The organism is Bradyrhizobium sp. USDA 4502, from assembly GCF_054063355.1.
Genome location: NZ_JBSSGF010000001.1, coordinates 8,742,386 through 8,765,205, shown reverse-complemented (window position 1 = coordinate 8,765,205; position 22,820 = coordinate 8,742,386). Strand labels below are relative to the sequence as shown.

The 22,820-nt window shown below is 63.8% G+C and carries 25 protein-coding genes; 12 read left to right on the top strand and 13 right to left on the bottom strand.

The window, feature by feature from the left end:
- Window positions 1-42: 42 nt before the first annotated feature.
- On the top strand, window positions 43-879 hold the full coding sequence (locus ACVW1B_RS40910) for an IS5 family transposase (protein WP_253625200.1): 837 nt from the start codon (window positions 43-45) through the stop codon (window positions 877-879).
- A gap of 117 nt (window positions 880-996) precedes the next feature.
- Here ACVW1B_RS40910 and ACVW1B_RS40905 read toward each other — a convergent pair whose 3' ends face one another.
- Both ACVW1B_RS40905 and ACVW1B_RS40900 read right to left on the bottom strand, forming a co-directional pair.
- On the bottom strand, window positions 997-1,272 hold the full coding sequence (locus ACVW1B_RS40905) for a YiaA/YiaB family inner membrane protein (RefSeq protein WP_038384293.1): 276 nt from the start codon (window positions 1,270-1,272) through the stop codon (window positions 997-999).
- A gap of 83 nt (window positions 1,273-1,355) precedes the next feature.
- Entirely contained in the window at window positions 1,356-2,051 is a 696-nt protein-coding gene (locus tag ACVW1B_RS40900; RefSeq protein WP_456777686.1) for a PspA/IM30 family protein, read from the bottom strand.
- A 112-nt stretch (window positions 2,052-2,163) separates the two neighbouring features.
- On the opposite strand from ACVW1B_RS40900, the gene ACVW1B_RS40895 reads away from it, so the two are divergent.
- The 3 genes from ACVW1B_RS40895 to ACVW1B_RS40885 all read left to right on the top strand — a co-directional run bounded on the left by ACVW1B_RS40895 (window position 2,164) and on the right by ACVW1B_RS40885 (window position 4,646).
- Window positions 2,164-2,772 (top strand): TetR/AcrR family transcriptional regulator, encoded by a 609-nt coding sequence (locus tag ACVW1B_RS40895; protein ID WP_050385268.1) that lies wholly within the window; start codon window positions 2,164-2,166, stop codon window positions 2,770-2,772.
- Window positions 2,773-3,070: 298 nt separating this feature from the next.
- The gene (locus tag ACVW1B_RS40890) at window positions 3,071-3,280 is read left to right on the top strand and encodes a cold-shock protein (RefSeq protein ID WP_028341292.1); all 210 of its coding nucleotides are present in this window, start codon (window positions 3,071-3,073) and stop codon (window positions 3,278-3,280) included.
- A 232-nt stretch (window positions 3,281-3,512) separates the two neighbouring features.
- A complete protein-coding gene (locus tag ACVW1B_RS40885) occupies window positions 3,513-4,646 on the top strand; it encodes an acyl-CoA desaturase (RefSeq protein ID WP_456781771.1) in 1,134 nt (377 codons plus the stop codon).
- Here the strand turns inward: ACVW1B_RS40885 and ACVW1B_RS40880 are convergent.
- Window positions 4,628-5,044, bottom strand: a complete 417-nt coding sequence (locus tag ACVW1B_RS40880) for a cupin domain-containing protein (protein ID WP_456777684.1) — start codon at window positions 5,042-5,044, stop codon at window positions 4,628-4,630. The genes ACVW1B_RS40885 and ACVW1B_RS40880 overlap by 19 nt on opposite strands.
- Before the next feature lie 298 nt (window positions 5,045-5,342).
- On the opposite strand from ACVW1B_RS40880, the gene ACVW1B_RS40875 reads away from it, so the two are divergent.
- Together ACVW1B_RS40875 and ACVW1B_RS40870 are read left to right on the top strand one after the other, a co-directional pair.
- Window positions 5,343-5,627, top strand: a complete 285-nt coding sequence (locus ACVW1B_RS40875; RefSeq protein ID WP_028332940.1) for a hypothetical protein — start codon at window positions 5,343-5,345, stop codon at window positions 5,625-5,627.
- A 300-nt stretch (window positions 5,628-5,927) separates the two neighbouring features.
- Window positions 5,928-7,172: an IS4 family transposase gene (locus tag ACVW1B_RS40870; protein ID WP_456781775.1), complete on the top strand. Its 1,245-nt coding sequence runs from the start codon at window positions 5,928-5,930 to the stop codon at window positions 7,170-7,172.
- A 216-nt stretch (window positions 7,173-7,388) separates the two neighbouring features.
- Here ACVW1B_RS40870 and ACVW1B_RS40865 read toward each other — a convergent pair whose 3' ends face one another.
- Entirely contained in the window at window positions 7,389-8,213 is an 825-nt protein-coding gene (locus tag ACVW1B_RS40865) for an amino acid kinase family protein (RefSeq protein WP_316398829.1), read from the bottom strand.
- 14 nt (window positions 8,214-8,227) lie between these two features.
- The gene (locus ACVW1B_RS40860; protein ID WP_456777697.1) at window positions 8,228-9,040 is read right to left on the bottom strand and encodes an amino acid kinase family protein; all 813 of its coding nucleotides are present in this window, start codon (window positions 9,038-9,040) and stop codon (window positions 8,228-8,230) included.
- A gap of 448 nt (window positions 9,041-9,488) precedes the next feature.
- On the opposite strand from ACVW1B_RS40860, the gene ACVW1B_RS40855 reads away from it, so the two are divergent.
- Together ACVW1B_RS40855 and ACVW1B_RS40850 are read left to right on the top strand one after the other, a co-directional pair.
- Entirely contained in the window at window positions 9,489-11,141 is a 1,653-nt protein-coding gene (locus ACVW1B_RS40855; protein WP_456822934.1) for a hypothetical protein, read from the top strand.
- Window positions 11,138-11,488, top strand: coding sequence for a hypothetical protein (locus tag ACVW1B_RS40850; RefSeq protein WP_456822933.1), 351 nt, complete (start codon window positions 11,138-11,140; stop codon window positions 11,486-11,488). The genes ACVW1B_RS40855 and ACVW1B_RS40850 overlap by 4 nt, the downstream gene beginning before the upstream one ends.
- Window positions 11,489-11,556: 68 nt before the next feature.
- Here ACVW1B_RS40850 and ACVW1B_RS40845 read toward each other — a convergent pair whose 3' ends face one another.
- Window positions 11,557-12,534 (bottom strand): zinc-dependent alcohol dehydrogenase family protein, encoded by a 978-nt coding sequence (locus tag ACVW1B_RS40845; protein ID WP_253604401.1) that lies wholly within the window; start codon window positions 12,532-12,534, stop codon window positions 11,557-11,559.
- A gap of 119 nt (window positions 12,535-12,653) precedes the next feature.
- On the opposite strand from ACVW1B_RS40845, the gene ACVW1B_RS40840 reads away from it, so the two are divergent.
- Together ACVW1B_RS40840 and ACVW1B_RS40835 are read left to right on the top strand one after the other, a co-directional pair.
- Window positions 12,654-13,235 carry a TetR/AcrR family transcriptional regulator gene (locus ACVW1B_RS40840; protein WP_456777701.1) on the top strand — a complete coding sequence of 194 codons (582 nt, stop codon included), beginning with the start codon at window positions 12,654-12,656 and terminating at the stop codon, window positions 13,233-13,235.
- Window positions 13,236-13,379: 144 nt separating this feature from the next.
- Window positions 13,380-13,736, top strand: a complete 357-nt coding sequence (locus tag ACVW1B_RS40835) for a hypothetical protein (protein WP_310881456.1) — start codon at window positions 13,380-13,382, stop codon at window positions 13,734-13,736.
- 32 nt (window positions 13,737-13,768) lie between these two features.
- Here ACVW1B_RS40835 and ACVW1B_RS40830 read toward each other — a convergent pair whose 3' ends face one another.
- From ACVW1B_RS40830 to ACVW1B_RS40810, 5 genes are all read right to left on the bottom strand, one after another.
- Window positions 13,769-15,844: a 2Fe-2S iron-sulfur cluster-binding protein gene (locus ACVW1B_RS40830; RefSeq protein WP_456822932.1), complete on the bottom strand. Its 2,076-nt coding sequence runs from the start codon at window positions 15,842-15,844 to the stop codon at window positions 13,769-13,771.
- 61 nt (window positions 15,845-15,905) lie between these two features.
- A complete protein-coding gene (locus ACVW1B_RS40825; RefSeq protein WP_456777703.1) occupies window positions 15,906-16,520 on the bottom strand; it encodes a glutathione S-transferase family protein in 615 nt (204 codons plus the stop codon).
- Between the two features lie 199 nt (window positions 16,521-16,719).
- Entirely contained in the window at window positions 16,720-17,133 is a 414-nt protein-coding gene (locus ACVW1B_RS40820) for a Rieske (2Fe-2S) protein (RefSeq protein ID WP_456777704.1), read from the bottom strand.
- Window positions 17,134-17,372: 239 nt separating this feature from the next.
- A complete protein-coding gene (locus tag ACVW1B_RS40815; protein WP_092089441.1) occupies window positions 17,373-18,485 on the bottom strand; it encodes an amidohydrolase family protein in 1,113 nt (370 codons plus the stop codon).
- Between the two features lie 73 nt (window positions 18,486-18,558).
- Window positions 18,559-19,623 (bottom strand): amidohydrolase family protein, encoded by a 1,065-nt coding sequence (locus tag ACVW1B_RS40810; RefSeq protein ID WP_456823093.1) that lies wholly within the window; start codon window positions 19,621-19,623, stop codon window positions 18,559-18,561.
- 236 nt (window positions 19,624-19,859) lie between these two features.
- Here ACVW1B_RS40810 and ACVW1B_RS40805 point away from each other — a divergent pair, with 236 nt between their 5' ends.
- Complete coding sequence (locus tag ACVW1B_RS40805) at window positions 19,860-20,339, top strand: hypothetical protein (protein ID WP_456822931.1); 480 nt, start codon at window positions 19,860-19,862, stop codon at window positions 20,337-20,339.
- Window positions 20,340-20,345: 6 nt separating this feature from the next.
- On the opposite strand, the gene ACVW1B_RS40800 is transcribed toward ACVW1B_RS40805, so the two are convergent.
- On the bottom strand, window positions 20,346-21,059 hold the full coding sequence (locus ACVW1B_RS40800; protein WP_456822930.1) for a DJ-1/PfpI family protein: 714 nt from the start codon (window positions 21,057-21,059) through the stop codon (window positions 20,346-20,348).
- A gap of 64 nt (window positions 21,060-21,123) precedes the next feature.
- On the opposite strand from ACVW1B_RS40800, the gene ACVW1B_RS40795 reads away from it, so the two are divergent.
- Complete coding sequence (locus ACVW1B_RS40795) at window positions 21,124-22,119, top strand: GlxA family transcriptional regulator (protein ID WP_456777707.1); 996 nt, start codon at window positions 21,124-21,126, stop codon at window positions 22,117-22,119.
- A gap of 56 nt (window positions 22,120-22,175) precedes the next feature.
- Here the strand turns inward: ACVW1B_RS40795 and ACVW1B_RS40790 are convergent, their stop codons facing one another.
- Window positions 22,176-22,724, bottom strand: coding sequence for a carboxymuconolactone decarboxylase family protein (locus ACVW1B_RS40790; RefSeq protein ID WP_456777708.1), 549 nt, complete (start codon window positions 22,722-22,724; stop codon window positions 22,176-22,178).
- Window positions 22,725-22,820: the final 96 nt, after the last annotated feature.

The window sequence follows — 22,820 nt, the reverse complement described above, 5'->3', positions numbered from 1 at the left end:
GTGTGATTCCATCGGATTTGCAAAGATTCGAGGGAGAGCACGATGCCCTGGACCAAGATCACTCGGGAGCAATATCGGCGGGACGATCTGCGTTATGCAAGCGATATGACCGATGCGGAGTGGGCGGTGATCAGACGCCTGTTGCCGCGAGCGAACCGGCGCGGCCGGCCGCGTAAGACGGAGCTGCGTCGTGTGATCGAAGCGATCCTCTATATCGTTTCGACCGGCTGCCAGTGGCGGGCGTTGCCGCAGGAGTTCCCGCCCTATTCGACGGTGCAGGGCTATTTTTATAGATGGCGGGATACAGGCCGGTGGCAGAGGATTGTCAGCGTGCTTGTCCGACGGGCGCGAAAAAAGCTTGGACGGACACCGAAGCCGACGGCAGCCGTGATCGACAGTCAAAGTGCGCCAACCACGCAAGCTGGCGGACCGCGCGGCTACGATGCAGGCAAGCGCATCTACGGCCGCAAGCGGCATATCGTGACGGATACCAATGGCCTCCTCCTCGGGGTTCATGTTCATCCCGCCAACGTTCAGGACTGCCATGGCGCCGTACCGCTGCTGAAGAACGTGCGGATGAACTTCCCCCGGCTGCGCCACGTCTTTGCCGACCGGGTCTACCGCGGAAATCAACTCCTCGACGCGCTCTCAGACTGCGGTCCATGGACTGTCGAGATCGTCGAGCGGCCTCAAGGCGTCAAAGGCTTCCAGCTTCTGCCGAGGCGGTGGGTGGTTGAACGCACATTCGCTTGGTTCGGCAGATGCCGCCGCCTCGCCAAGGACTTCGAGGCGACGGTGGCAACCGAAGCTGCCTGGCTGCTGATTGCACACATCAGGCTCCTGACCCGCAGACTCGCGGCTGCAGCTAAGGTTGGGTGATTTATGAGTCAGACTCTCAGGATGACGGGACTGCCAAGTCTAGCATCCGATCCGCGCAAAGCGTCTTAGGCAAAAGCGGCGAGTGCGAAACACCCGCCGCTTCATCCTGGCTTCGGCTCACCCGGCCTTGGAGACCTCCATCAGCAGGCGCTCCGCCTTGGCGTCCTCGATGCGGTTGACGAACTTGCTGCTCTCGTAATTGTCGCGCACAGTCTTGGTCAGCGTGACGCAGGTCTGGATCAGCATCACGATGCCCATCGTGAGATAGCCCTTCATCCAGAGGTCGATCGGCAGGAAGAACACGCCGACGGCGACGAGGAAGGCGGAAGCCGCAAAGGACGCGTAAGTGAAGGTAACCCAGCTGCCGCTGTGGGGTTGGATGGTCTGGTTCATGGTCGTCTCCTTGATGATAGATGGTTTGAAATTGGCTTGGTTTCAGACTTGAAGTTCAGGCTTGAGGTTTCAGGCTTGGGATTTCAGGCTGCTGGCGGGCGCTTGGCTTTCAGCCGCGCCAGCACGTCGTCGGCGGTCGATTTCATGCGCGGGCCAAAACCCTGCTCGGCGAGCTTCTCGGCGGTGGCGAGCGGTCCCGCGGCGGCGTCGATCTCGATCAACGCCTCGTCGGCGGCCTGGATCTCCATCTGCCGCTCGCGCAGCCGCTTCAGCGTCGCCTCCGCTTCCGGCAGCGTCGATTCGTAGGGGCGTGCAGCCTCGATGCCGCTCCGGCGCAGCGAACGCACCGCTTCCGATGCGCGGGCCAGCCGGCGGCCGCGGTCGAGCTCGGCGATGCGCGCCTCGGCGTTGCCGACATGGCGCTTCAGCCGCGTGATCTCGGAGGCGAACAGCGCGCGTGCGGTCATCGCGGCATCGCGCTCGGCTTCGAGATTGGCGATCGCCTGCGCGGCTTCGCGGGCGAGGTCTTCCCGGCCGCCCTCGAGTGCCGCCGACGCGCGCACCTCGAGATCGGCGATCCGGGCGTTGGTGGCGTCGAGCCGCCGGCCCTCCTGCTGGTCGCCGGCGATCGCCAGCGCCAGGGTCCGCTTCGAGCGGTCGACGGCGGCGGCGGCATCGCGCATCTGCTGGTCGAGGATGACCAGCGCGGTGCGGTCTTGAAGTTCCTCTTCGGCCACCGCAACGGTGCCGCGGAAAAGAGTGAAAACAGTTTTGAACATTTCATCGCTCCCTGTTATGAGCATCGCTCATGAATCTCTTGTACCACATAATGAGCATCGCTCAAGAATTATTTGAGCAACGCTCAAGACAATGGTTAACGAAGGATCAAAGATGTCCAAGGCATTGGAACGACGTGCAAAACTGCGGGAAGCGCTGATCGAGGCGGCGGAACGGGCGATTGCGGCAAAGGGTCTCGGTGGCCTGAAAACCCGCGAACTGGCCCAGGAAATCGGGGTCGCCAATGGCGGCGTCTACAATCTGGTCGAGGATGTCGACGAGCTGATCCTGCGCGTCGGCTCGCGCACGCTGGCGCGGCTCGATGCGTCGCTGTCGCTGGCCGAGATCGGCGGGGCTGCCGCGCCGCGCGAGATGCTGGTGCGGATCGCGGTCGCCTATTGCGATTTCGCCGCCGACAATCTCGAACTGTGGCGCGCGCTGTTCGAGCATCGCATGCAGCCCGGCAAGCCGGTGCCGGAATGGGCGATCACCGAGCAGATGGAATTGTTCCGCCACATCTACAAGCCGCTCGCCGCGCTGTTTCCGCAGCGTTCGCCGGCGCAACTCGGCGTCACCGCGCGCAGCCTGTTCTCCGCCGTGCACGGCATGGTCGCGCTCGGGCTGGAGCACAAGCTGATCGCGGTGCCGATCGGCGCGCTGCGGAGCGAGATCGCGACCTTGACGCGCGCGATGGTCGACGGGCTGACGGCGAAGAAGGAATAGGCCGCGTGCCCCAAACCGCACGATGTCCCCCGCCATGCGGTCAGGCAAAGTTGCCGCAGAGCACCGTGAATTGCAGCTGTTGCCCCAGGGGGACGCAGCGGCCGAGGTCAGAAAAGGGGGAAAGCCACTTGCGGAATGACCGAACCGTAGCCATTTACCACGGATCGAGTTTCGGCCGAACGACTTGGCCTCGCCGCTGATAGCGTGCCTGACTGACGACCCTCACCCCCTGAACTTCGAATTCGCCTGCTGCGCTCGTGAGTGCGGCTCCAAACACGCATCTATAGGACGATTTTCCATGAGCATGGGAACTGTGAAGTGGTTCAACAGCCAGAAGGGTTTCGGCTTCATTCAGCCGGACCAGGGAGGCCAGGACGTTTTCGTTCATATCAGCGCAGTCGAACGCGCCGGCATGAGCACCCTCAACGAGGGACAGAAGGTCTCTTTTGAGATCGTTGCAGACCGCCGGACCGGCAAATCTGCTGCGGACAATCTGCGCGCGGTGTAAGCTGCGACAATCGGCCATGATGCTTTGACCCCGGATGAACTGGCAAAGCCTCTGGTTACGCGACCCCGCGACCGGTCACCCGGCCGCGGGGTTCTCTTTGTCAACACCGCGCGCAATGCCCGCCAGGACCAGGACTTGAACCGTCCGCCGGCGAAACGGCCTGCGCATTGAAGCAGCTGAGGTCGCGAGCGTGTCCACCAATATCGATCCAGCTCGGCAGCACGACGACATCATGTACCCGCAGGTCCTCCCGTTTCTGCTGGTCCACGCAGGGTGTCTGGCGGCGATCTGGACGGGCGTCTCATGGCAAGCGATTGCAATTTGCGTCGCCCTATACTGGCTGCGCATGTTTGCGATCACCGCCGGCTATCATCGGTACTTCTCGCATCGGGCTTATTCAACAAGCAGGACGTTCCAATTCATCCTCGCATTCCTCGCCCAAAGCAGCGCTCAGAAAAGCGTCCTTTGGTGGGCCGCGAAACATCGACATCACCATCTTCATTCGGATACCGAGCAAGATGTGCATTCGCCGGGGCATAAGGGCTTCGTGTACAGTCATCTCGGGTGGATTTTTTATCGACAGCACGATGCAACTGATCTGACGAAAGTTGCGGATTTTGCCTCGTATCCGGAGTTGATGTGGCTTCACAGATTGGAGGTCTTGCCGGCGATCGTGGTCGCAGGTCTGTGCTTCCTCATCGCCGGATGGCCCGGGCTCGTGGTCGGTTTCTTCTGGAGCACCGTGCTGCTGTACCACGCCACGTTTTGCATCAACTCCCTCGCGCATGTTCACGGGCGCAAGCGATACGTTACGGGCGATGACTCCCGCAACAATTGGCTGCTGGCTCTGTTTACGATGGGTGAGGGTTGGCACAACAATCATCACGCCTACCAAAGCAGTGCGCGGCAAGGCTTCCGGTGGTGGGAGATTGATGTGACCTATTATGTTTTGGTGACTTTGTCCTTGCTCGGTATTGTCTGGGACCTGAAGGCGCCGCCCACGCTGGTTCTCCGCAACGAGCAGCGCTTGGGATCGCGTGTGATAAAGCGAACGGCTGAACAACTCGCTGGTCGCTTCAATCCCGAGTACATCGCGCAGGCCATCAAATCGTCGGTCCACGAAACCGGATTGTCGGTGCGGGAAGCGCTTGTTCTGTTACAGCATCGCGCCGACTTGCATCTGCCCAGCATACCAACGCGCGACCGGTTGTTGGCTGAAGCCCAGGCCATGTTCGCGAAGACAAGTTCGTTGGACGACATTGTCGACCGTGCGCATGAACTCCTGGTGGAGTCGGTTTGCCTCCTGCTCGCCGTTCCACCTCGGATGGCCGGCGCAAATCCGAAACCTCAGGTGAGCCAACCGTAACATTTTGCCTTGGCCTTTTCCCAACCTCGCGGCTCCATCGTGTAGGCGCGCCCGGGTTCGAGCGCGTAGATCGTCAGGAAGCGCAGCGGCCGGTCCGGGTCGCAATTGCGAAACAGCGTGTGCGGAACCTCGGGTCGATCCTGCAAAGTCTCGCCTGCCCGATATTTTTGTGGCGCCTCGTCGCCATAGGCCGACTCGGCCATGCCTTCGACGATGAAGACCACGCCGCCGACTGGATGCCGATGCAGCGGGGCGACCCCGCCGGGCGGATAGGTCACCTCGGCAACGACAAGCTCGCGATCATCGCCGGGCAAAGCGAGACGCTCAAGGGTCTTGCGGGTGACGCCGGCGAATCCGGCTTGTTGAGCTTTTGCCTGACCGTCGCTGCCTTCAGCCATTGGAACCCTTTCTTGACGCGTGAGCCTCCGTCCCGAACCGGGCCGCAGTGACTATGGGGGCGCTCCAGCGACGCAACAAGCGCGCAAGCATTTCAACACATGTCGCGCGGGCGAGGCGAAGCCCTTGCCACCCCTGCTCCCACGTTGCAGGATTCCTGCGCAGTAACCTTTCAGCAGTGGGCCTTGCATGAAAACGAGTATAGTCACGACGCGGGCGTTGGGGGTCGCCGCCCTGGCGCTCATCTTTGCATTAAATGTCACGCCGGCGTCTTCGGCGCAGCCCGTACCGGAATGCTCGATGTCGATGACATTGGCGGACTGGGGCGAGAATTCGAGCGGCGATATCGACGTCGCCTCGGGCCAAAGCTGCCAGATCCCGATCGGGATCCGCGGCACGGTGACGGACTCCGCGATCTCGCAAAAGCCGGCCTACGGCAAGCTGAAGAAGATCAACGCATCGACCTTCGAATACAGGGCGAAGGCCAAGTACAAGGGCAACGACACGTTTGCCATCAAGGCCACGGGTCAGGGGCCGAAGGCGTCCGGCACCTCGGTCATCACGGTGCGCGCGACGATCAAGTAGTCCCTCGATCGCGCGCTGAAAAGACCGACAAGATTAGTTCGAATGGCGTTGTGCTCCCTCTCCCCGTTCTTACGCTAGCGTGTCTACACGGTTTTGGGGCGCGACAGATTGACTCGGTGCAGCAAGAAGTGGCGTCTCTGCAGCATGTTGTATGATTCTCTCACTGGCGCTTTGATTCGAAGGAGCGCCAGCGATGCAGCCGGATTTGTCTTTGGGTGAGTTCGGGGACGTTCGTCTCGACAAAAGGGGGCGACGCTTCTGCGGGCTATGCTTTGCACGCGCAGCGTCTGCTTGCGCCAGATGGCCCGGGGCGATTGGGCTGCCAATATGGCGTTCTGGCGGTTTGTGAACAACCCCCAAGTCACGATCGATAAATTGATTGAGGGCTGGAGCGCGCAGACGCGGACTGCGGTCAGCGGGCGTCATGTGCTGGCGATCCAGGATACGAGCGAGGTCAAGTTCCAGACCCAGGCGGGACGGCGGCGCGGGCTGGGCAAAGTCGGCAAGGGCAATGCTCGCGGCGTGCTGTTGCATGCGATGATGGCGGTGGATGCCGACAGCGGGGTCTGTCTTGGCCTTACTGGCGGCAACGTTTGGACGCGCAAAGGCAAGGTAAAAATCCCGCATGAGCGGCGCGCCTTGGCCGACAAGGAGTCGGCGCGCTGGGTGACGGCCGCCGAGCAAGGCCGCGACGTCCTGGCAGATGCCCGCATGATCACCGTCGTCAACGACCGCGAGGGGGATTTCTTTGCTCACTGGGCGCTGACGCCAGCTGAGAATGTCCATCTTCTGTCGCGTGCCATGCACGACCATGCGCTGGTCGATGGCGACACACTTTATCAGGCGGTCGAGCGGAGCCGCTTCTGCGACAACGCGGTGATCGATCTGCCGCAGCGAATGGATCGGCGCGGCCGGCAGGCCCATCTCTCGATGCGCTTCGGAACCGTCGTGCTCAAGCGGCCGCAGAGGCCCGGCGTCACCGACTTGGCGGAGGGCATCAAACTCAGCTTCGTAGAAGTGGTCGAGTTGCATCCGCCGAGAGGTGCGGAGCCCATTCGCTGGCTGCTCCTGACCACTCATCCGGTCGCCACCGTTAAAGACGCCTGGCAGATCGTCTCCTGGTACCGCCAGCGCTGGATCATTGAGCAACTCTTTCGCTCGCTGAAGAGCCAGGGTTTGCGCATCGAGGATAGTCAGATCGAGAGCGCCGAAGGCCTGATCAAGCTCGTGGCGGTCGCCACCAGAGCGGCATGTATCGTCATTCAACTCGTTCAGGCCCGCAACAGTGGCGAAGAATTGCCGGCTGAATTTGTCTTCACCGCAGAAGAGATCGAGACGCTCAGGGCCATCAACAAAACCATGAAAGGTCGCACCGAGCTTCAGAAAAACCACCATCGCCCCAACACTCTTGCTTGGGCGGCATGGATCATCGCAAAACTCGGCGGATGGACCGGCTACGCCTCCCACCGTCAACCTGGACCAATCACCTTCCACACCGGAATGGCCCGCTTCCAAATCCTCGCAAATGGCCCGACAAACGTGTAGATGCACTAGCGTTCTTACGGGGAGAGGGTTGGCGTGAGGGGCTGCCTCCGCGCATACGGTGATAGGTGCGTCCGCGGAGACTCCCCCTCACCCGGAATGCATCTATCGATGTATCATAGCCGAAGCTCCGCTTCGGCGTTCTTGAGAACGGCCGCCGAAGGCGGCCTATGCCTCTCCCCGCACGCGGGGCGAGGTGAACGGAGTCCGCTGCTCGTATCAGGCCGGCCGCGCGCCGGTGCGGATGATCGATCCGACATGCTGGCCACGCAGCGCCGCCGCGAGCCGGCCGGGAACGAGGCCGTTCACGACCTGCACCCGCTCGATATGCCGCGCATTGGCCATCACCTCGAGCAGCGCGGGATCGAACGGCAGCGTGCCCTTCAGCTTCGCAAGGTCGGCGAGGCTGGCCTCGCGCAGCAGCTGCGCCTTCTTCCCCTCGGGACCATTCGGATCGTCGGTGTAGACGCCGTCGACATCCTCGACGATCGTCAGGCCGGCGGCACCGAGCGCATCGGCGATCAGGAACGCACCGGTGTCGGCGCGATGCAACGGGATGCGCGAGACCGGGAATTCATGATGGTGATAGGGCGGAAACGCGCTGCCCACCACGGCGCGGGCCGCGGAGAGATGGATCGCAAGCTGGCTCGCGATGGTCGGATGCTCGATATAGGACACGCCCTCCGGCGCGAGCAGGCAGGCCAGGATATGGCCGTTCTGGCCGGCTTCGCTTGCAGCGAGCGGCGCGAGCGAGCCGACCGGCAGGCCGAGATCGAGGCCGACGCTGTAGAGATGGCGGGCGCGGATGCCGGCGCCGGTCAGGATCAGCAGGCGGTGCTCGGGCAGCAGCGAACGCAACTCGGCGACGATCGGCAGGATCGCCTCGTGGCCGCGATCCATGATGGAGCGGCCGCCGATCTTCACCACCTGCACCCAGGGCAGCAGCGGGATCGGGCGACCGCCGGCGACGGGACGGGTGAGATCGCTGTCGAGCAGGGTCTGGCGCGCGAGCGGCGAGGCGACGTGCTTGATGGTGTCGTCCATGGTCGTGTCCCTGCTCAGTTCGCGGTGATGATGGTGCCGACATGCTCGCCCGCAAGCGCACGGGTGAGGTTGCCGGGGACGAGGCCATTGACGACCTGCACCTGGCGGACATGGCGCGCGGTGGCGAGCAGATCGAGCACCGGGAATTCGAGGATCGAATCCTGCAACCCCTTGGCCTTCATCTCGGCGACCGAGATCTTCGGGATGAACGTCGCGCCCTTCGAGGTCTTGGGGTTCGCGGTGTAGAGACCGTTTTCGTCCTTCACATAGATCATCGCCTTGCAGCCGAACTGTTCGGCGACCAGGAAGCATCCGGCGTCGGTGCGATAGGGCGGGATCATGCCCTCGGCTGCCGGCCGCATCCAGAGGCCGTAGGGCGGCATGCCGCTGAAGATCACGGCGTTCACCTCGGCGAGATAAAGCGGCACGGCCGAAAGCCCGGCGCCGCTGACCGCGGAGATGCCGTGCCTGGCGAGCAGCTGGCCCAGCATCACCGCGTTCTGGTCGGCGACCGAGGCGCCGAGCTGCGACAGCACGCCGGCCGGCAGCCGCAGCCCGGCCGCGATCGAATAGAGGTGCCGGGCGCGGGTGCCCGCGCCGGTCCCGATCAGCAACTTGTGCGCCTTGCGGGCCGCGACGATCTCGTCGACCAGCGGGTAGACGGCGGCGCGGCCGCGGTCGATCACGCTCTGCCCGCCGATCTTGATCACGGTGGCATCCGGCAGGATCCGGAAGTCCGATGCCGCCTCCGCCGTCGCCAGAAGCTGCGGATCGGTCAACGATCGCTGCATCAGCAGCGCTTCAAGCTCCGCCGTCGTGTTCGCCATGAGAAACGTTCCTTATGTCCAATACGCCGGGGCATTGCTTCCGTCGGCCCGCGATGTTCGATGTCTCCACCGGTGGCTCGCAAAGACCCGTGTTCGAATTGCACTGCTAACGGCAAGCCTGGCGCGTCTCAAGCCGCAACGGCAGGGATAGACCATCGCGAATGGCGCCGGCGAGTGCGTTTCCCGACACCCGCTGCGAGGCCGTTCGGAACGGGATACCTATGACGTTTTGCCGCACGCGACCCGACTGATGGGTGTGACACCCATCATAGATGCTGCATTGAAATTCTGCGATCCTGAATTTGATATTAACGATTTCTTTGGAATGCGCTGATCTCAGCCGGACGACACTAATCTCAGCCTGGCCCGCCTCACGGGCCAAAATTGATTGCCTTGCACCTTGGAAATTAGCCGGTCTCGACCGGCGCAGCCCACGAGGAAGCAAACCATGGCCAATTCCGCACCGGTCGTCACGATTGGTAACCACAGCCTGTTGTACAATCAGTGGCAAAAAATACAGCCATGGCTCACTTATGCCGACTCCGACGGCAATCCCGCGCAGAAATTTCAGTTCTGGGACGGCGGCACAGCTGCGAACAGCGCCTATTTCTGGACTTCCACCAACGACCATTGGGCCGCCAACACGACGATCGAAGTTTCGGCATCTGACCTGTCCGACGTGTGGGTGCGTGCCGGCGCGGTCGGCGGCACCGAGACACTGTGGGTACGCGCCTTCGACGGGACCAATTGGGGCAACTGGACGTCTTTCACGCTCACGACGATTCCAAACACTGCGCCGGTCGTCACGGTCCCCGACGTGCAGCTGCACACCAATACATGGACGCAAGCCAAGAATTGGCTGACCTACTCCGATGCCAACGGGGATGCAGCCACCAAATATCAATTCTGGGACAGCGGCACCTCCGCAACAAGCGCCTATTTCTGGACTTCCACCAATGACCATTGGGCTGCCAACACGACGATCGAAGTGGCGGCCGCCGACCTGGCCGATGTCTGGATCAAGGGTGGCTCGACAACCGGTGCCGAGACGTTCTGGGTCAGAGCGTTCGACGGAACAGACTGGAGCAACTGGGACAGCTTCACGCTGACGTCGGCCAATACTCCGCCCGTCGTGACAGCCGGTGATCATTCCATACATATCGATCAATGGGTCACCGTCGACAACTGGTTGACCAAGACCGATGCCAATGGCGATGCGATCACGAAGTACCAGTTCTGGGATAGCGGGACCGCCGCCACCAGCGCCTATTTCTGGACACCCGACAATTCCCACTGGGCCGCCAACACGACGATAGACGTTTCGGCTGCGGACCTCGCCAATGTCTGGATCCATGGCGGCTCGACAACCGGTTCCGAGACGATGTGGGTAAGGGGATTCGACGGAACGGAGTGGAGCTCCTGGGACACATTCACCGTGACGTCGACGCCAAACACGATCCCCGTCGCGACCATCAACGACCAGTCGCTACACGTCAATCAATGGGTCAAACCGCAAGGCTGGCTCACTGCCACCGATGCCGAAGGTGACACGATCACCAAATACCAGTTCTGGGACGCCGGCGCGGGCGCAACCAGCGCCTATTTCTGGACACCCGACAATTCCCACTGGGCTGCCAACACGACGATCGACGTTTCAGCATCCGATCTGGCCAATGTGTGGATCAAGGGCGGCTCGACGACCGGTTCCGAGACGATGTGGGTAAGGGCATTCGACGGTACCGCCTGGAGCAATTGGGACAGCTTTAATCTGACGTCGACCAATACGGCTCCGACCGCGACGATCAACGATCAAACGCTGAACGCCGCGCAGTGGGCGCAGCTCGTCAACTGGACGACGGCATCCGACACTGACGGCGATGCAATCACCCAATACCAGTTCTGGGACGGTGGCGGGGCTGCGACCAGCGCCTATTTCTGGACGCCCGACATTCACACTGGGCGTCCAGCACGGTCATCGACGTCTCGGCGTCCGACCTCGCCAATGTATGGGTGCGAGGTGGCACCGCGGCCGGTACCGATTCCATGTTTGTGCGCGCTTTCGACGGAACGAGCTGGAGTGCCTGGGACAGCTTCACCGTGACCAGCCTGGCAAACCACGCACCCGATGCCTCGATCAGCAATCAGACCTTGCATGTCAACGAGTGGAGCCAGGTCGGCAACCTGGTGTCCTATGCTGACGCTGACGCGAATCCCGCGGCCGCCTATCAGTTTTGGGATGGCGGCGGCAACGCCAACAGCGGCTATTTCTGGACCTCTGCGAATTCCCATTGGGCAGCCAGCACCGTGATCGACGTCAATGCCGCCGACCTCGATGATATCTGGATGCGTGGCGGCGCCACCACCGGCAGTGAGACGATGTATGTGCGCGCCTATGATGGTATTGACTGGAGTGCGTGGCACGCGTTCACGCTCTCGACCATCGTCTAGCTGCCCCGGCGTGACGTCGTGCGGACATGCGCCGGCGTGTCGCGCCGGCGAATATCGGGGGGTACGACCTAACTTGGCGTGAAGATCACCTTGCCCTTGAATGCCGCCGCCTGCGCGATCGCCTGTGAAAAATCCTCCAGGCGATAGGTGCCGACCACCGGCGCGCTGATCGCACCCGATGCGACCATCGGCACCAGATGGTCATACATTCCGGCCAACGCTTCGTCCGTCGCAGTCTTGCCCCAATGACCGAGCCAGAAGCCGCGCACCGACACCTCGTTGAAGATCACGCTCAAGGCCGAGCCGGAGAACGGCTGTCCGCTCATCGCGCTGTAGATGACGAGCACTCCTTTTGGCGCGAGGCAGTTCATCAGGTTCAAGGCGGATGAGCCGCCGACCATGTCGAGCGCCAGCTGGATCGGCGCCCCACCCGTTTCCCTGGCGACGCGCTTCGCGAGATCCGGCCCGTCGAGCAGCACGATATCGCCGCCGACCGACTTGACCTCCTCCATGACCTCCTCGCGGCGGACGATGTTGACGGTCTTGAGCCCGAGCGACTTGGCGATGGCGATCACCGCGCGCGCCGTCGCCGAATTGGCGCCGTTCTGGATCACCCAGCCGCCGGGCGGCACTTTCACGAAATCGGTCAGCAAGAGATAGGCGGTGGCCGGATTGACCCCGATCATGGACAGTTGCTGGACATCGGCATTGTCAGGCAGCGCACGCTGCCATGATGCGGTGAATTTGACCCGCTCGGTCCAGGTCGGGACCGTGAAGGGAATCAGCGTGCGGTCGCCCTCCTTCAGATTCCTCACCTGCGATCCGGCGGCAACAACCCGCCCGACGCCCTCGATCCCGAGCGTGGCCGGCGGTGACGGCAGATAGCCGTAGCGCCCGGCGATGATCATGAAATCCGAATTGTTGATCGGCGCAGCCTCAACCGCGACCACGATCTCGTCGGGGCCGGGGCTGCCGACGTCCGGCACCTCGTTGAGCTTGACCACGTCCGCTGCACGTCCGAAGGCAACGACCTGAACCGCTTTCATGGCGTGATCTCCCGATTTCGTTGTGTACTTCTAAGTACAGAATAAGGATTACGTCAATAGCCGGACCTGCCTTCACGGCAAGGTGAAGGCTTCACATCCGACGCGGGAGTACATAAAAGATGGATATGGCAAGGCCGCGCAGCTTCGATCCGGACGATGTCCTGGAAATCGCCCGCCAGATGTTCTGGCAGAAGGGCTTTCAGGCGACTTCGCTCGACGACATCACGGCGGCAAGCGGCGTCGCGAAACCCAGCCTCTATGCGGCGTTCGGCGACAAGAACGCGTTGTTCCTGAAGGTGCTGGACCGCTATCACGACGGCATCCTCGGCTGGGCCGAGCGCGTGCTGGCGCAGCCGGGGCCCACGCGGGACGTCATCAGGCAGTGGCTTACCGGCTTCATTCCCTATTGCTCGGGCGAGAAGGGACAGCGCGGCTGCCTGTCGATCAATTCCGCGACCGACGGCTCGCTCGACCAGGTCGAACTCCGCAAGAGCATCGAGCGCTACAACCGGCGGCTTGAAGAGCTGCTGCGCACGCGGCTGCGCACCGATCGCGCCCAGTTCAGGAAGGGCTTTGACCCCGACGTCACCGCCCACACCATCATGGTGGTGCATGCCGGACTGCTGGCTCTCGCGCATCAGAGGCCGGATTCGAAGCAGGTGAAGGCCGTGATCGACCAGGTGATGAGCCTGCTCGCCTGAGTTTGTCGGCACCCGGCCCTCCCGGCAGCAGCTCCGCTGCTCTCACGAATGTGATTATATTACGATTATCATCTAATTGATGTCCCGATCTCGATGACCATGTCCGGGTTGGCTGTCATGGGCTTTCCGGATTTTGGGGATCAGATGAACAATCGGTTTTGGCGTGCGGCAATCGTTGTAGTCACCGCCCTGCTGGCGAAGCCGGCGATCGGGCCGGTGCAGGCCCATGATCACGGGCATCCCGAATTGAACGCCTGGTATGAGAGCCTGCGCAGCGTCAAGGGCCCCTGCTGCGACGGCAGCGACGCGAAGCGTGTCGATGACGCCGATTGGGACACCAAGGACGGCCACTATCGCGTCCGGCTCGAAGGCGAGTGGGTCGATGTTCCCGACGAGGCCGTCGTCGCCGGACCGAACCGTGCCGGCCGCACCATGGTCTGGCCGTATTATCTGGACGGGCACCCGAGGCCACGCTGCTTCATGCCGGGCAGCATGGGCTGAGTGCCCGCGAAAGCGCTATGCGCCCGGTTCGGTCACAGCGCGAGCTGGATCCGGTCCTCGCCGTCGGCCTCCGGCTTCGCCGGCACGGCGCAGCAGATCAGCACCTCGTCATCGGCCACCTCGGCGGCGGGCTGCTTCACATAGGTCACGGCGCCTGCCAGCAATCGCGCTCGGCAGGTTCCGCAATTGCCCTCCCGGCAGCTGAAGGCGGGGCTAAGGCCACGCGCTTCCGCCAGTTCGAGCAGCGTCCCCGCCTCCGGCGTCCAGCGCGCCTCCTTCAACGAAGTGGTGAAGGCGACCGGGACCGGCGTCGTCGCCGGTGGCCGGCGCGGCGGCGCTGTGGTGATGAGGTCGGGCGTCCGGACCAGCGACGAAGGACCGAAGGCTTCGGCGTGAATCCTGCCGTCGGCAATATTGTAGCCGCGCAGGGCGTCATAGAGCGATTGGGTGAACTGAGGCGGTCCGCACAGATAGAAGTCATAGTCGTTGAACGGCAGGACGCGCGACAACAGCGCCATGTCGATCCGTCCCGCCGCGTCGTAGTCTGTGCCCTGCTCGGCACCGTCGACATCGCCGAGGACGCGGATGATCCGCACCGCGCCGCCGGCGGCATCCACCAGCTGCTGCAATTCGTCGCCGAACGCGCGATCCTGTTTCGCATGCGCAGCCTGAAACAGGAATGTCGGCCGGATGCCGCGGGTGCGCAGCCCCTCATAGACCACGTGGCGCAGCATCGCGAGCAGCGGCGTGATGCCGACACCGCCGGCGAGCAGCACCGCGGGCCGCTTCTCGCGCGCATCGATCGTGAAGCCACCAGCCGGAGCGCGCGCTTCGATGATGTCGCCGACATGGATGGTGTCGTGGAGATGCTGCGATACGACACCGTCGCGCTTCACGCTGATCCGGTACATGCCGTCCGACGGCGCGACCGACAGCGTGTAGGTGCGGATGACTGGCTTGTCGATACCGGGCAACGAGAGACGGATCGGCAAATGCTGTCCCGCCCGGTGCGGAAGCAACCCCGCGCCGTCGTCCGGCTGCAAATGAAACGAGCGGATCGATCGGCTCTCGTCGACGATCCCAGTGACCTTGAACGGCCGCCACCGCGTCGCGCGCTCGGCCGCGCGGATTCGGTCGGCGGTCTGCCCCCAGTCGCCGGTCATCAGCGAATTCGGCGACCAGCCTTCGGCCCGGAACGCCCAGCGCAGCGGCAGCGCGCCGCGCCTGCGCACCAGACGGCGGGCACGGAAACTCCAGATCCGCTCGGCGCCCTGAAACGCCGCGATCTCCGGCGAGTCCAGCATCACCTCGGCATCGCCGCTCAGCTGCAGCAGGTCGCCGGTCTCGAAATCGACGAACACCAGCCCGGCCTTGCCGTTGACGAGGATGTTGCCGAGCGTGTTGAAGAACAGATTGCCGGAGAAATCGGGGATCGTCAGCATGCCGTCGTCGGCTACGCGGACGAAGCCCGCCCGGCCGCCGCGATGCGAGACGTCGACCTGGCGACGGTCCTCACGCTCGGCATAGGACGCCACGAAGAACGTGTCGGCCGCCTTGATCATGTCGCGCGCGGCCTGATCGAGCGTCGTGCTCGCCTCGATCTCTCCCGCGAACGGTTCATCCGGCGCGCGCACGAAGGCGAAATCGCGCAGCTGGATGTACTGCGGGCAATTGCCAAAGCTCTGATCGAGCTCGAAGCTGAGTGCCTTACCTGACGATGCACGCAGCAGCCCGTTGGCACGGTTGCGGCGCCGCGTGTGCAATTCGATTCCGAGCAGTCCGATCGCATCGCCCTCGCGCATCCCCTCGCTGACGGGATCGCTGCGGTCGGGCCGCGCATCGATCTCGAGGCTGCGCGGTGTCGGCGAGGAAATGAAGCCGGGCCTACCGGCCAGCAACGAAGCCCAGGCGTCGCCGCTTCGGTCCACGCTGCCGACGACGATGAAGGGAATCTGCGCGAAGAAATCGCGATGCTGGTCGGGCATGAAGTCGCGCACCGCGCGCTGGCCGACGGCCTCCATCTTCTCGGCGACGCCGACCTGCCGTTGGATCGCCTTTTCGCCGGCATGCCAGGTCGCGAGCTCGCTCTTGGTTCGTCTGTCGCTCATCGTATCGCCCTCCCCTTCGGGGGTTGGACGGGCGCGCCCGACGGCACGCCCGGTCAGTAGGTCACGCAGCCGCCAGACCGACGGGGGTCTTGGCGAAGGCGACGAAGCCCGGCAGCGCCTCGATCCGGCGCAGCCACGCGTTGACGCGCGCATAGGCGGAGAGATCGACATTGCCTTCGGGTGCGCTGGACAGATAGCTGTAGAGCGCGACATCAGCGATTGTCGGCGCCTCACCGACCAGCCAGTCGCGCCCGGCGAGATGGGCTTCGAGCCGTTTCAGCAGAACATGCGCCCGCGCGATCACGTCGTCCGGATTGTGCTTCGCGCCGAACACGGTGATGAGGCGTGCCGCTGCGGGCCCAAACGCAAGATCGCCGGCAGCAACCGACAGCCAGCGCTGGACCGCGGCAGCGCCCTTTGCATCCTGCGGCAGCCAGTCGGTCCGGCCGAGCTTGGTCGCGAGATAGACCAGGATCGCGTTGGAGTCGGGGATGATTACGCCGTCATCATCCAGCACAGGCACCTGGCCGAACGGGTTGAGCGCGAGATATTCCGGCCGCTTCTGCGCGGCGGACTTGAGGTCGACGTCGACCAGTTCGTGCGGAATTCCCAGCAGGGACAAAAACAGCCGCGCGCGGTGCGCGTGGCCGGAGAGAGCGAAGTGATACAGCTTCATGTGCCGTTCCTGATGTGGTGGACGGGTTCATTCCCGATCGCCAGCTCAAGGTGGCCCATTGCAGCGGTTATTATAATTGCCGTCGACGGCACTTCATTATTGCATAAGTCGCAATAACACTTACTTGCGTCATGGCCGGGACTGTTCCTGCCACGACGAGGCCCTCGGCGGCGCACACGGTCGCGCGAACTGCGCCAACCTAAATCTCGACGATCACGTAGTTGTCCTCGATGTGCACCGGGAACGTCTCGGCAACATACGGCCCCTTCTGCAACTCGGCGCCGCTCTCGACCGCGACCGGATAGGAGCGGATCCTGAACCGCTTGGGATCGAACCAGGACTGCCCGTTGCGCATGTCGAATTCCCAGCCGTGCCACGGACAGCGCAGCATCTCGCCGACGCGGTCGCGCTGATAGATGCCGGGCTCCGGCGAGGTCAGGCGCGCGACGCAGGCCGCCTTCTCCAGCGGCGCGCCCTCATGCGGGCAACGATTGAGCAGCGCGAAGAACTCGCCATTGACATGGAACACGACGATGTCGCGGCCATCGAGGCCGAACACCTTGTTGCCGCCGGCCGGAATCTCACTGGTGCGCGCGACGATGTGACGGGTCATCGGAATCCTGGTGCCTGATGAGAGTAGGTCGAATAGCGACGGCGCTGCGCTCCCTCGCCCCGTTCTTACGGGGAGAGGGTTGGGGTGAGGGGCTATCTCCGCGGATACGGTGACAGATGAGATTGCGGAAGCTCCCCCTCACCCGGAATGCATCTAACGATGCATTCCGACCTCTCCCCGCACGCGGGGCGAGGTGAACCGGAGTCTGCGGCTCGGTTCGAAGCGAGGTCATCTCAATCCTAGAATTTGTAAACCGCGCGGGCGTTGGCATTGAAGATCTTGCGACGCTCGGCGTCCGTCAGCGGCGTCTTGAAGGCGTAGCGCGCGTCGTCATAGTCCCAATGCGGATAGTCCGACGAGAACAACAGCCGGTCGATGCCGACCCATTCGATCAGCTGCCGCAGGTGCCTGGCTTCATCCGGTTCGTCGATCGGCTGGGTCGTGAACCAGAAATGCTCCTTCACATATTCGCTCGGCCGGCGCTTCAGATGCGGCACCTCGCTGCGGAAGCGTTCGAAGTGCTGATCCATCCGCCACATCGTCGCGGGAATCCAGCCGAAGCCACCTTCGATGAACACGATCTTCAGTTTCGGGAAGCGCTCGGGAACACCTTCCAGCACCAGGCTGGTGAGGTTCGAGGCCACCGTGTGCGCGTTCGACTGATGCTCCTCGCAATAATAGGACGGCCAGCCGCCGCCGGTCGGAGCATGCCCGCCATAGCCGCCGACATGGATGCCGAGCGGCAGATCGAGCTCTTGCGCGCGTTCATAGATCGGCCAGTAGCGGCGGCGGCCGAGCGGCTCATTGGCACGCGGCGAGACGTTGATCTGGATGTATTCGCCTGATTTGGCGCAGCGCTCGATCTCGGCGAGGCCGAGGTCGGAGCCATCCTGCCCGACCAGGATCGAGGCCTTCAGGCGGGGATCGCGATGCGCCCAGAACGCCAGTTGCCAGTCGTTGATGGCGCGCTGGATCGCGGCGCCGAATTCCAGATTCTGCTGCGAGAAGATGAAGAGATCGAGCACCTGCAGGATCCCGAACTCGACGTCGAAGGGATCGAGATGCTGCTTGCGCATGAAATCGAGGTCGGAGCCGGGCACGCCGCCGGTCGGCGGCCAGGCATCGCGCCGCGCGATCAGCGGCGAGGAGCGCGGATACGGCGTGGTGCCGATATAGGGCGTGCGCAGGTGGCTGCCGTATTCCTTGAGATGCTGCTGCCAGCGCTTCGGCAAGAACTCGTTGAGGTCGCTGTGCGCGTGAAGGCTCGGATGGATGTCGCAGTCGATGATCTTCAGCCGCGTCGCCGCGGTCTTCTCCTGGTCGAGCATCGGGCGGTCGATGACGTCACTCATGCGATCCTCCTTCTTGTTTGCGCATGATCTTGTCGGAAAACCGGTTCCCACTTTTCCGGATCATGCGCGCGAATTACGAATTCAGCTTCAAACGCGGGAACGTTTCAATCGGATTGTCCTCGCACATCCGCTTGACGATGCTGTCGGGCAGATATCGCGGGATCGGATCGTCGCCGTCGAACTGCCAGTGCGGATAGTCGGATGCGAACAGGAACATCTTGTCGGAGCCGATCTGGTCGATGATGTCGGCGACGCTTGTTGCATCCAGCGGCGCGTCGAACGGCTGCATGGTGACGCGGAAATGGTCGCGGATGATCGCGGCCGGCTCGCGCTCCACCCACGGCACCTCGACTCGCACGCCGCGCCAGGTCTTGTTGGCGCGCCACATGAACGCCGGCAGCCAGCTGACGCCCGACTCCATCAGCACGACGGTCAATCCGGGATACTTCCCGAACACGCCCTCATAGATCAGGCTCAACGCCTGCGCCTGGAACGCCTGCGCCTCGGCGAGATAATATTCGTAGCGGTAGGACGGCCAGCCGATCGAGCTCGGCGCGCCCCGGTAGGCACTGCCGGCGTGGATCGCGATCGGCAGCTTGTATTTCTCGGCGGCCTGATAGATCGGCCAGTAATGCCGCCGGCCGAGCAGCGTCTCGCCTTGCGAGGGCACCAGCACCGAAACGAAGCGATTGTCGCCGGCCCTGCGCTCGATCTCCTCGACTGCAAGGTCGGGCGCCTGGATCGGCACCACGATCGAGGCGCGCAGCCGCTTGTCTCTCGCAAGCCACTCGGCCGCGATCCAGTCGTTGATCGCCCTACAGAAGTCCGCCGCCATGTAGGAATCGAATACCGCCTGCGCGCCATAGACGACGTTGCAGATCGCGTGGCTGGCGCCGAGCTGGTCGAATGCGCCGCGCTGCACCATGGCAAGATCGCTGCCGGGCTTGCTGCCGTCCGCCGGCCGCCAGTCGGCGCGGCCGGACAGCGGCATCGACGGCGGATAGGAATTGAGGTCGAGCCCGTCGATGGCGCGGCTGACGACCTGTTCCTTCCAGTGATCGCTCAGATAGGGCAGCAGCGTGGTGCGCGTTCCCCCCACCGCGGGATGGATGTCGCAGTCGATGCGCGTGGCCGCCATGGCGTTCCCCGGATTGATCTTCTTGTCGTCGTTGTTGGCGGCATCGCTGCCACGGATCGGACTGTGACGCCGATGGCGCGATCGTGCAAGCGGGTCCACGCGGGGCCGCCCTGCCCTGCGCGCATCCGCGCCTCACGCGAAGTTGCGGGATCGCGTGTGAATGGCGTCACCTGTTCAGGCCACGAGACGTGCTAGCGATTCCGCGCCGCGGAAAGCGCGGGCACCGGGAGACGGGAATGAGACTGGGCCGACTGACGATCCTCGCATGTTCAATGTCGCTGGCCTCGTCGGCCGCCTGGGCCGCGCCTGCGACCACCTCCGGCTCGGTCGCGCTGGCGCTCGCCGGCGTGGTGGCGCCCTACTCGCCGTTGCCGGCCAAGGAGAAGAAGGCGGTCGCCGCGTTCTTCGGCGGCGACAGCAATGTCCCCATCACCGGGAAGATCGTCGTCACCGCCGACAAGGTGGTCTGCCGCGCCAGCAATGTCGACATCACCTCGCGCTCCTGCGCGCTGACCTTCGGCGGCAATACCCGTACCGTGAAGGGACGCGAGGCCAACGCGATCTTCGCCACCGAAGCTTTGGCCGGCGTGCCGCCCGACGGCGCCGCGGGCACGATCTACGAGGCGTTGTCGAAACTGTCCTGCACGCTCGATCCGAAAGTGATCAAGGACAAGGCCGGCGGCGGCGCCGACTGCAGCTTCGAGCCAGGGAATTAGCCCCACTCAATCTCCCTGCAGGGCGACGCCCAGCCTCGCCGCGACACGGCGCGCAGTCTCTTCCCGCTGCTCCGTGATCGCGCGCACGGCCTGGCGCGACTGCTGCAGGATTTCGGGTGGCGCGGTCTCCGGCGTGCCGCTGTCGAACGGCGGCTCCGGCGCATACACCATATAGAGCTGGATCGCGCGCGCGGCATCGTCGCCGCGCAGTTCAGCCGCGAGCCGCAATGCGCCATCGATGCCTGCCGTGACTCCGGCGGCAAAGACGAAGCTTCCGTCCACCACCACGCGTTGGTTCACGGGCGTAGCGCCGAAAAACGGCAGCAGATGAAACGACGCCCAATGCGTCGTCGCCCTGCGCCCCTTCAGCAGGCCGGCCGCTCCGCAGATCAGCGCGCCCGTGCAGACCGAGAAGATGCGGCACGCCCCCGCCGCCTGCCGGTTGATCCAGCCGAGCACCTCCGCGTCCTCCATCAGGGCTTGCTGACCGAAGCCGCCCGGCACATGCAGCACGTCGAGCGGCGGCGCATCGGCGAGCGTCGCATCCGGTGTCAGCCGCAATCCCTTGATGTCGCGGACCGGCTCGGCGGTCTTGCCGTAGATGCGGTAGGTCGAATTCGGAATCCGCGACAGCACCTCGAACGGCCCGGTCAAATCGATTTGATCGACGCCTTCGAACAGCAGCGAACCGATCCGGAGATGAACATCGTGAGCAATCATCGAACTTCCCTCGAACTTTCCTTGCGCTATGGACAAAGCGAATCTAGCGCGGCAGGTTTCGGCGATGACGCCAACCAGCCCACGTTTTTCGCCAAACCGCCGCCGCTCGATCGAAGTGCTGGCATATCCGGCTGTGCAATTGCTCGACGTCACCGGGCCATTGCAGGTGTTCGCGTCCGCCAATGCGCTGGCGGCCAAGGCAGGCAACGCCGAGCCATATGAAGTCCGCGTCGTTGCAAAGGATGGCCCGAACGTTGAGTCATCCGCCGGCGTCGGGCTCGCGGTGCATCCGCTGCCCGCCATCGACACCGCGGTCGACACGCTGGTGATTCCGGGCGGCGACGGCGTCAACGCCGCGACGGCCGATGCCGTCCTGGTGGACTGGGTACGCGAGCGCGCCGGGCAGGCGCGCCGCACCGCATCGGTCTGCACCGGCGCGTTCCTGCTCGCCGCATCGGGCGTGCTCGATGGCCGGCGTGCCGCGACCCATTGGGGATTTTGCGCAGAGCTCGCCGAGCGTTTTCCTGATGTCCGCGTCGAGCCCGATCCGATCTTCGTGCGCGACGGTTCGTTCTGGACGTCGGCCGGCGTCACCTCCGGCATCGATCTGGCGCTGGCGCTGGTGGAGGAGGATCTCGGCCGCACGGCGGCGCTTGCCGTCGCCCGCTATCTCGTCGTGTTTTTCAAACGGCCGGGCGGACAGGCGCAATTCAGCGAAATCCTGTCGCTGCAAGCAACCGACGACAGGTTCAGCGCGCTGCACGACTGGATCAGCAACCATCTCGCCGGCGATCTCTCGCTGTCGACGCTGGCGAAACAGGCCGGCATGAGCGAGCGCAGCTTCAGCCGCCATTACGCGGAAGCGACCGGCTTGACGCCGGCACGCGCGATCGAGCGGCTCCGGGTCGAGGGCGCGCGGCATCTGCTTTCGGAAACGCGCCTGCCGATCAAGCGCATCTCGCAGCGTTGCGGCTTCGGGTCCGAGGAGACGATGCGGCGCAGCTTCCTGCGCCTGCTGTCGACCACGCCGCAGGACTATCGCGCCAGGTTTGCGCTCTGAAGTGCACGGCCGGCCGCGCGGTCGACGTGCAATGATTGACGCCAGGCGCGATCGCCTCAGCCGTTCCAGGCATATTCCTGCAACGCCGCCTCCAGCGGCGGATTGGTGACGCTGCCGGTGTAGTTGGTGATGGTCGAGGCCGCCACGATGGTGATCACCTCAAGCACGAGGTCCTTGTAGAACCCGGCTGCCAGGAATCGTTCGATCTCCTCTTCGTCGAGCCGCCCACGCTTTTCGATCAGCGACCGCGCCAGCGTCGAGAGCGCGCCGAGTGTCTTGTCGGCAGGCGAGCGGCCGGCACGCATCGCGTCGACATCGGCCGGATCGAGGCCAGCCTGCAAGCCGAGCGCGGAATGCAGCGCGACTGCCCAGGCGCAGCCATTGGTCACCGCGTCGGTGAGCAGCACGGTCTGGATCTGCTGCTCGGTGAAGCTGCCGCCGTGAACCTTGTCGAAGATGCCGAGGAAGCTCTGGATCAGCACGGGTGACGTCGCCATCGTCGCCGCAAGGTTCGGGATCATGCCGAACCGCGCCTCGACCTCGCGCAAAGTAGGCCTCGAGGCTTCAGGGGCAGACTCGAGCGTATGGACAGGAAAAAGCGCCATCGGAAATGCCTTTCGCGGTGTTGATTGAACCCGAAGCCTCCAGGCGCGGCTGAGCTGTTGCGATCCGCGCGCGGGCAACCGGATTCGATGGAAGCT

Bases quoted from the DNA above. Each gene is read 5' to 3' on its own strand.
- ACVW1B_RS40820 (WP_456777704.1), bottom strand. From the start codon at position 17,133: ATGACCCGTCACATCGTCGCGCGCACCAGTGAGATTCCGGCCGGCGGC.
- ACVW1B_RS40875 (WP_028332940.1), top strand. From the start codon at position 5,343: ATGTCGATGACATTGGCGGACTGGGGCGAGAATTCGAGCGGCGATATC.
- ACVW1B_RS40845 (WP_253604401.1), bottom strand. From the start codon at position 12,534: ATGAAAGCGGTTCAGGTCGTTGCCTTCGGACGTGCAGCGGACGTGGTC.
- ACVW1B_RS40900 (WP_456777686.1), bottom strand. From the start codon at position 2,051: ATGTTCAAAACTGTTTTCACTCTTTTCCGCGGCACCGTTGCGGTGGCC.
- ACVW1B_RS40855 (WP_456822934.1), top strand. From the start codon at position 9,489: ATGGCCAATTCCGCACCGGTCGTCACGATTGGTAACCACAGCCTGTTG.
- ACVW1B_RS40810 (WP_456823093.1), bottom strand. From the start codon at position 19,623: ATGGCGGCCACGCGCATCGACTGCGACATCCATCCCGCGGTGGGGGGA.
- ACVW1B_RS40840 (WP_456777701.1), top strand. From the start codon at position 12,654: ATGGATATGGCAAGGCCGCGCAGCTTCGATCCGGACGATGTCCTGGAA.
- ACVW1B_RS40800 (WP_456822930.1), bottom strand. From the start codon at position 21,059: ATGATTGCTCACGATGTTCATCTCCGGATCGGTTCGCTGCTGTTCGAA.
- ACVW1B_RS40880 (WP_456777684.1), bottom strand. From the start codon at position 5,044: ATGGCTGAAGGCAGCGACGGTCAGGCAAAAGCTCAACAAGCCGGATTC.
- ACVW1B_RS40830 (WP_456822932.1), bottom strand. From the start codon at position 15,844: ATGAGCGACAGACGAACCAAGAGCGAGCTCGCGACCTGGCATGCCGGC.
- ACVW1B_RS40905 (WP_038384293.1), bottom strand. From the start codon at position 1,272: ATGAACCAGACCATCCAACCCCACAGCGGCAGCTGGGTTACCTTCACT.
- ACVW1B_RS40885 (WP_456781771.1), top strand. From the start codon at position 3,513: ATGTACCCGCAGGTCCTCCCGTTTCTGCTGGTCCACGCAGGGTGTCTG.
- ACVW1B_RS40865 (WP_316398829.1), bottom strand. From the start codon at position 8,213: ATGGACGACACCATCAAGCACGTCGCCTCGCCGCTCGCGCGCCAGACC.
- ACVW1B_RS40870 (WP_456781775.1), top strand. From the start codon at position 5,928: ATGGCCCGGGGCGATTGGGCTGCCAATATGGCGTTCTGGCGGTTTGTG.
- ACVW1B_RS40895 (WP_050385268.1), top strand. From the start codon at position 2,164: ATGTCCAAGGCATTGGAACGACGTGCAAAACTGCGGGAAGCGCTGATC.
- ACVW1B_RS40835 (WP_310881456.1), top strand. From the start codon at position 13,380: ATGAACAATCGGTTTTGGCGTGCGGCAATCGTTGTAGTCACCGCCCTG.
- ACVW1B_RS40825 (WP_456777703.1), bottom strand. From the start codon at position 16,520: ATGAAGCTGTATCACTTCGCTCTCTCCGGCCACGCGCACCGCGCGCGG.
- ACVW1B_RS40890 (WP_028341292.1), top strand. From the start codon at position 3,071: ATGAGCATGGGAACTGTGAAGTGGTTCAACAGCCAGAAGGGTTTCGGC.
- ACVW1B_RS40860 (WP_456777697.1), bottom strand. From the start codon at position 9,040: ATGGCGAACACGACGGCGGAGCTTGAAGCGCTGCTGATGCAGCGATCG.
- ACVW1B_RS40795 (WP_456777707.1), top strand. From the start codon at position 21,124: ATGACGCCAACCAGCCCACGTTTTTCGCCAAACCGCCGCCGCTCGATC.
- ACVW1B_RS40790 (WP_456777708.1), bottom strand. From the start codon at position 22,724: ATGGCGCTTTTTCCTGTCCATACGCTCGAGTCTGCCCCTGAAGCCTCG.
- ACVW1B_RS40815 (WP_092089441.1), bottom strand. From the start codon at position 18,485: ATGAGTGACGTCATCGACCGCCCGATGCTCGACCAGGAGAAGACCGCG.
- ACVW1B_RS40805 (WP_456822931.1), top strand. From the start codon at position 19,860: ATGAGACTGGGCCGACTGACGATCCTCGCATGTTCAATGTCGCTGGCC.
- ACVW1B_RS40910 (WP_253625200.1), top strand. From the start codon at position 43: ATGCCCTGGACCAAGATCACTCGGGAGCAATATCGGCGGGACGATCTG.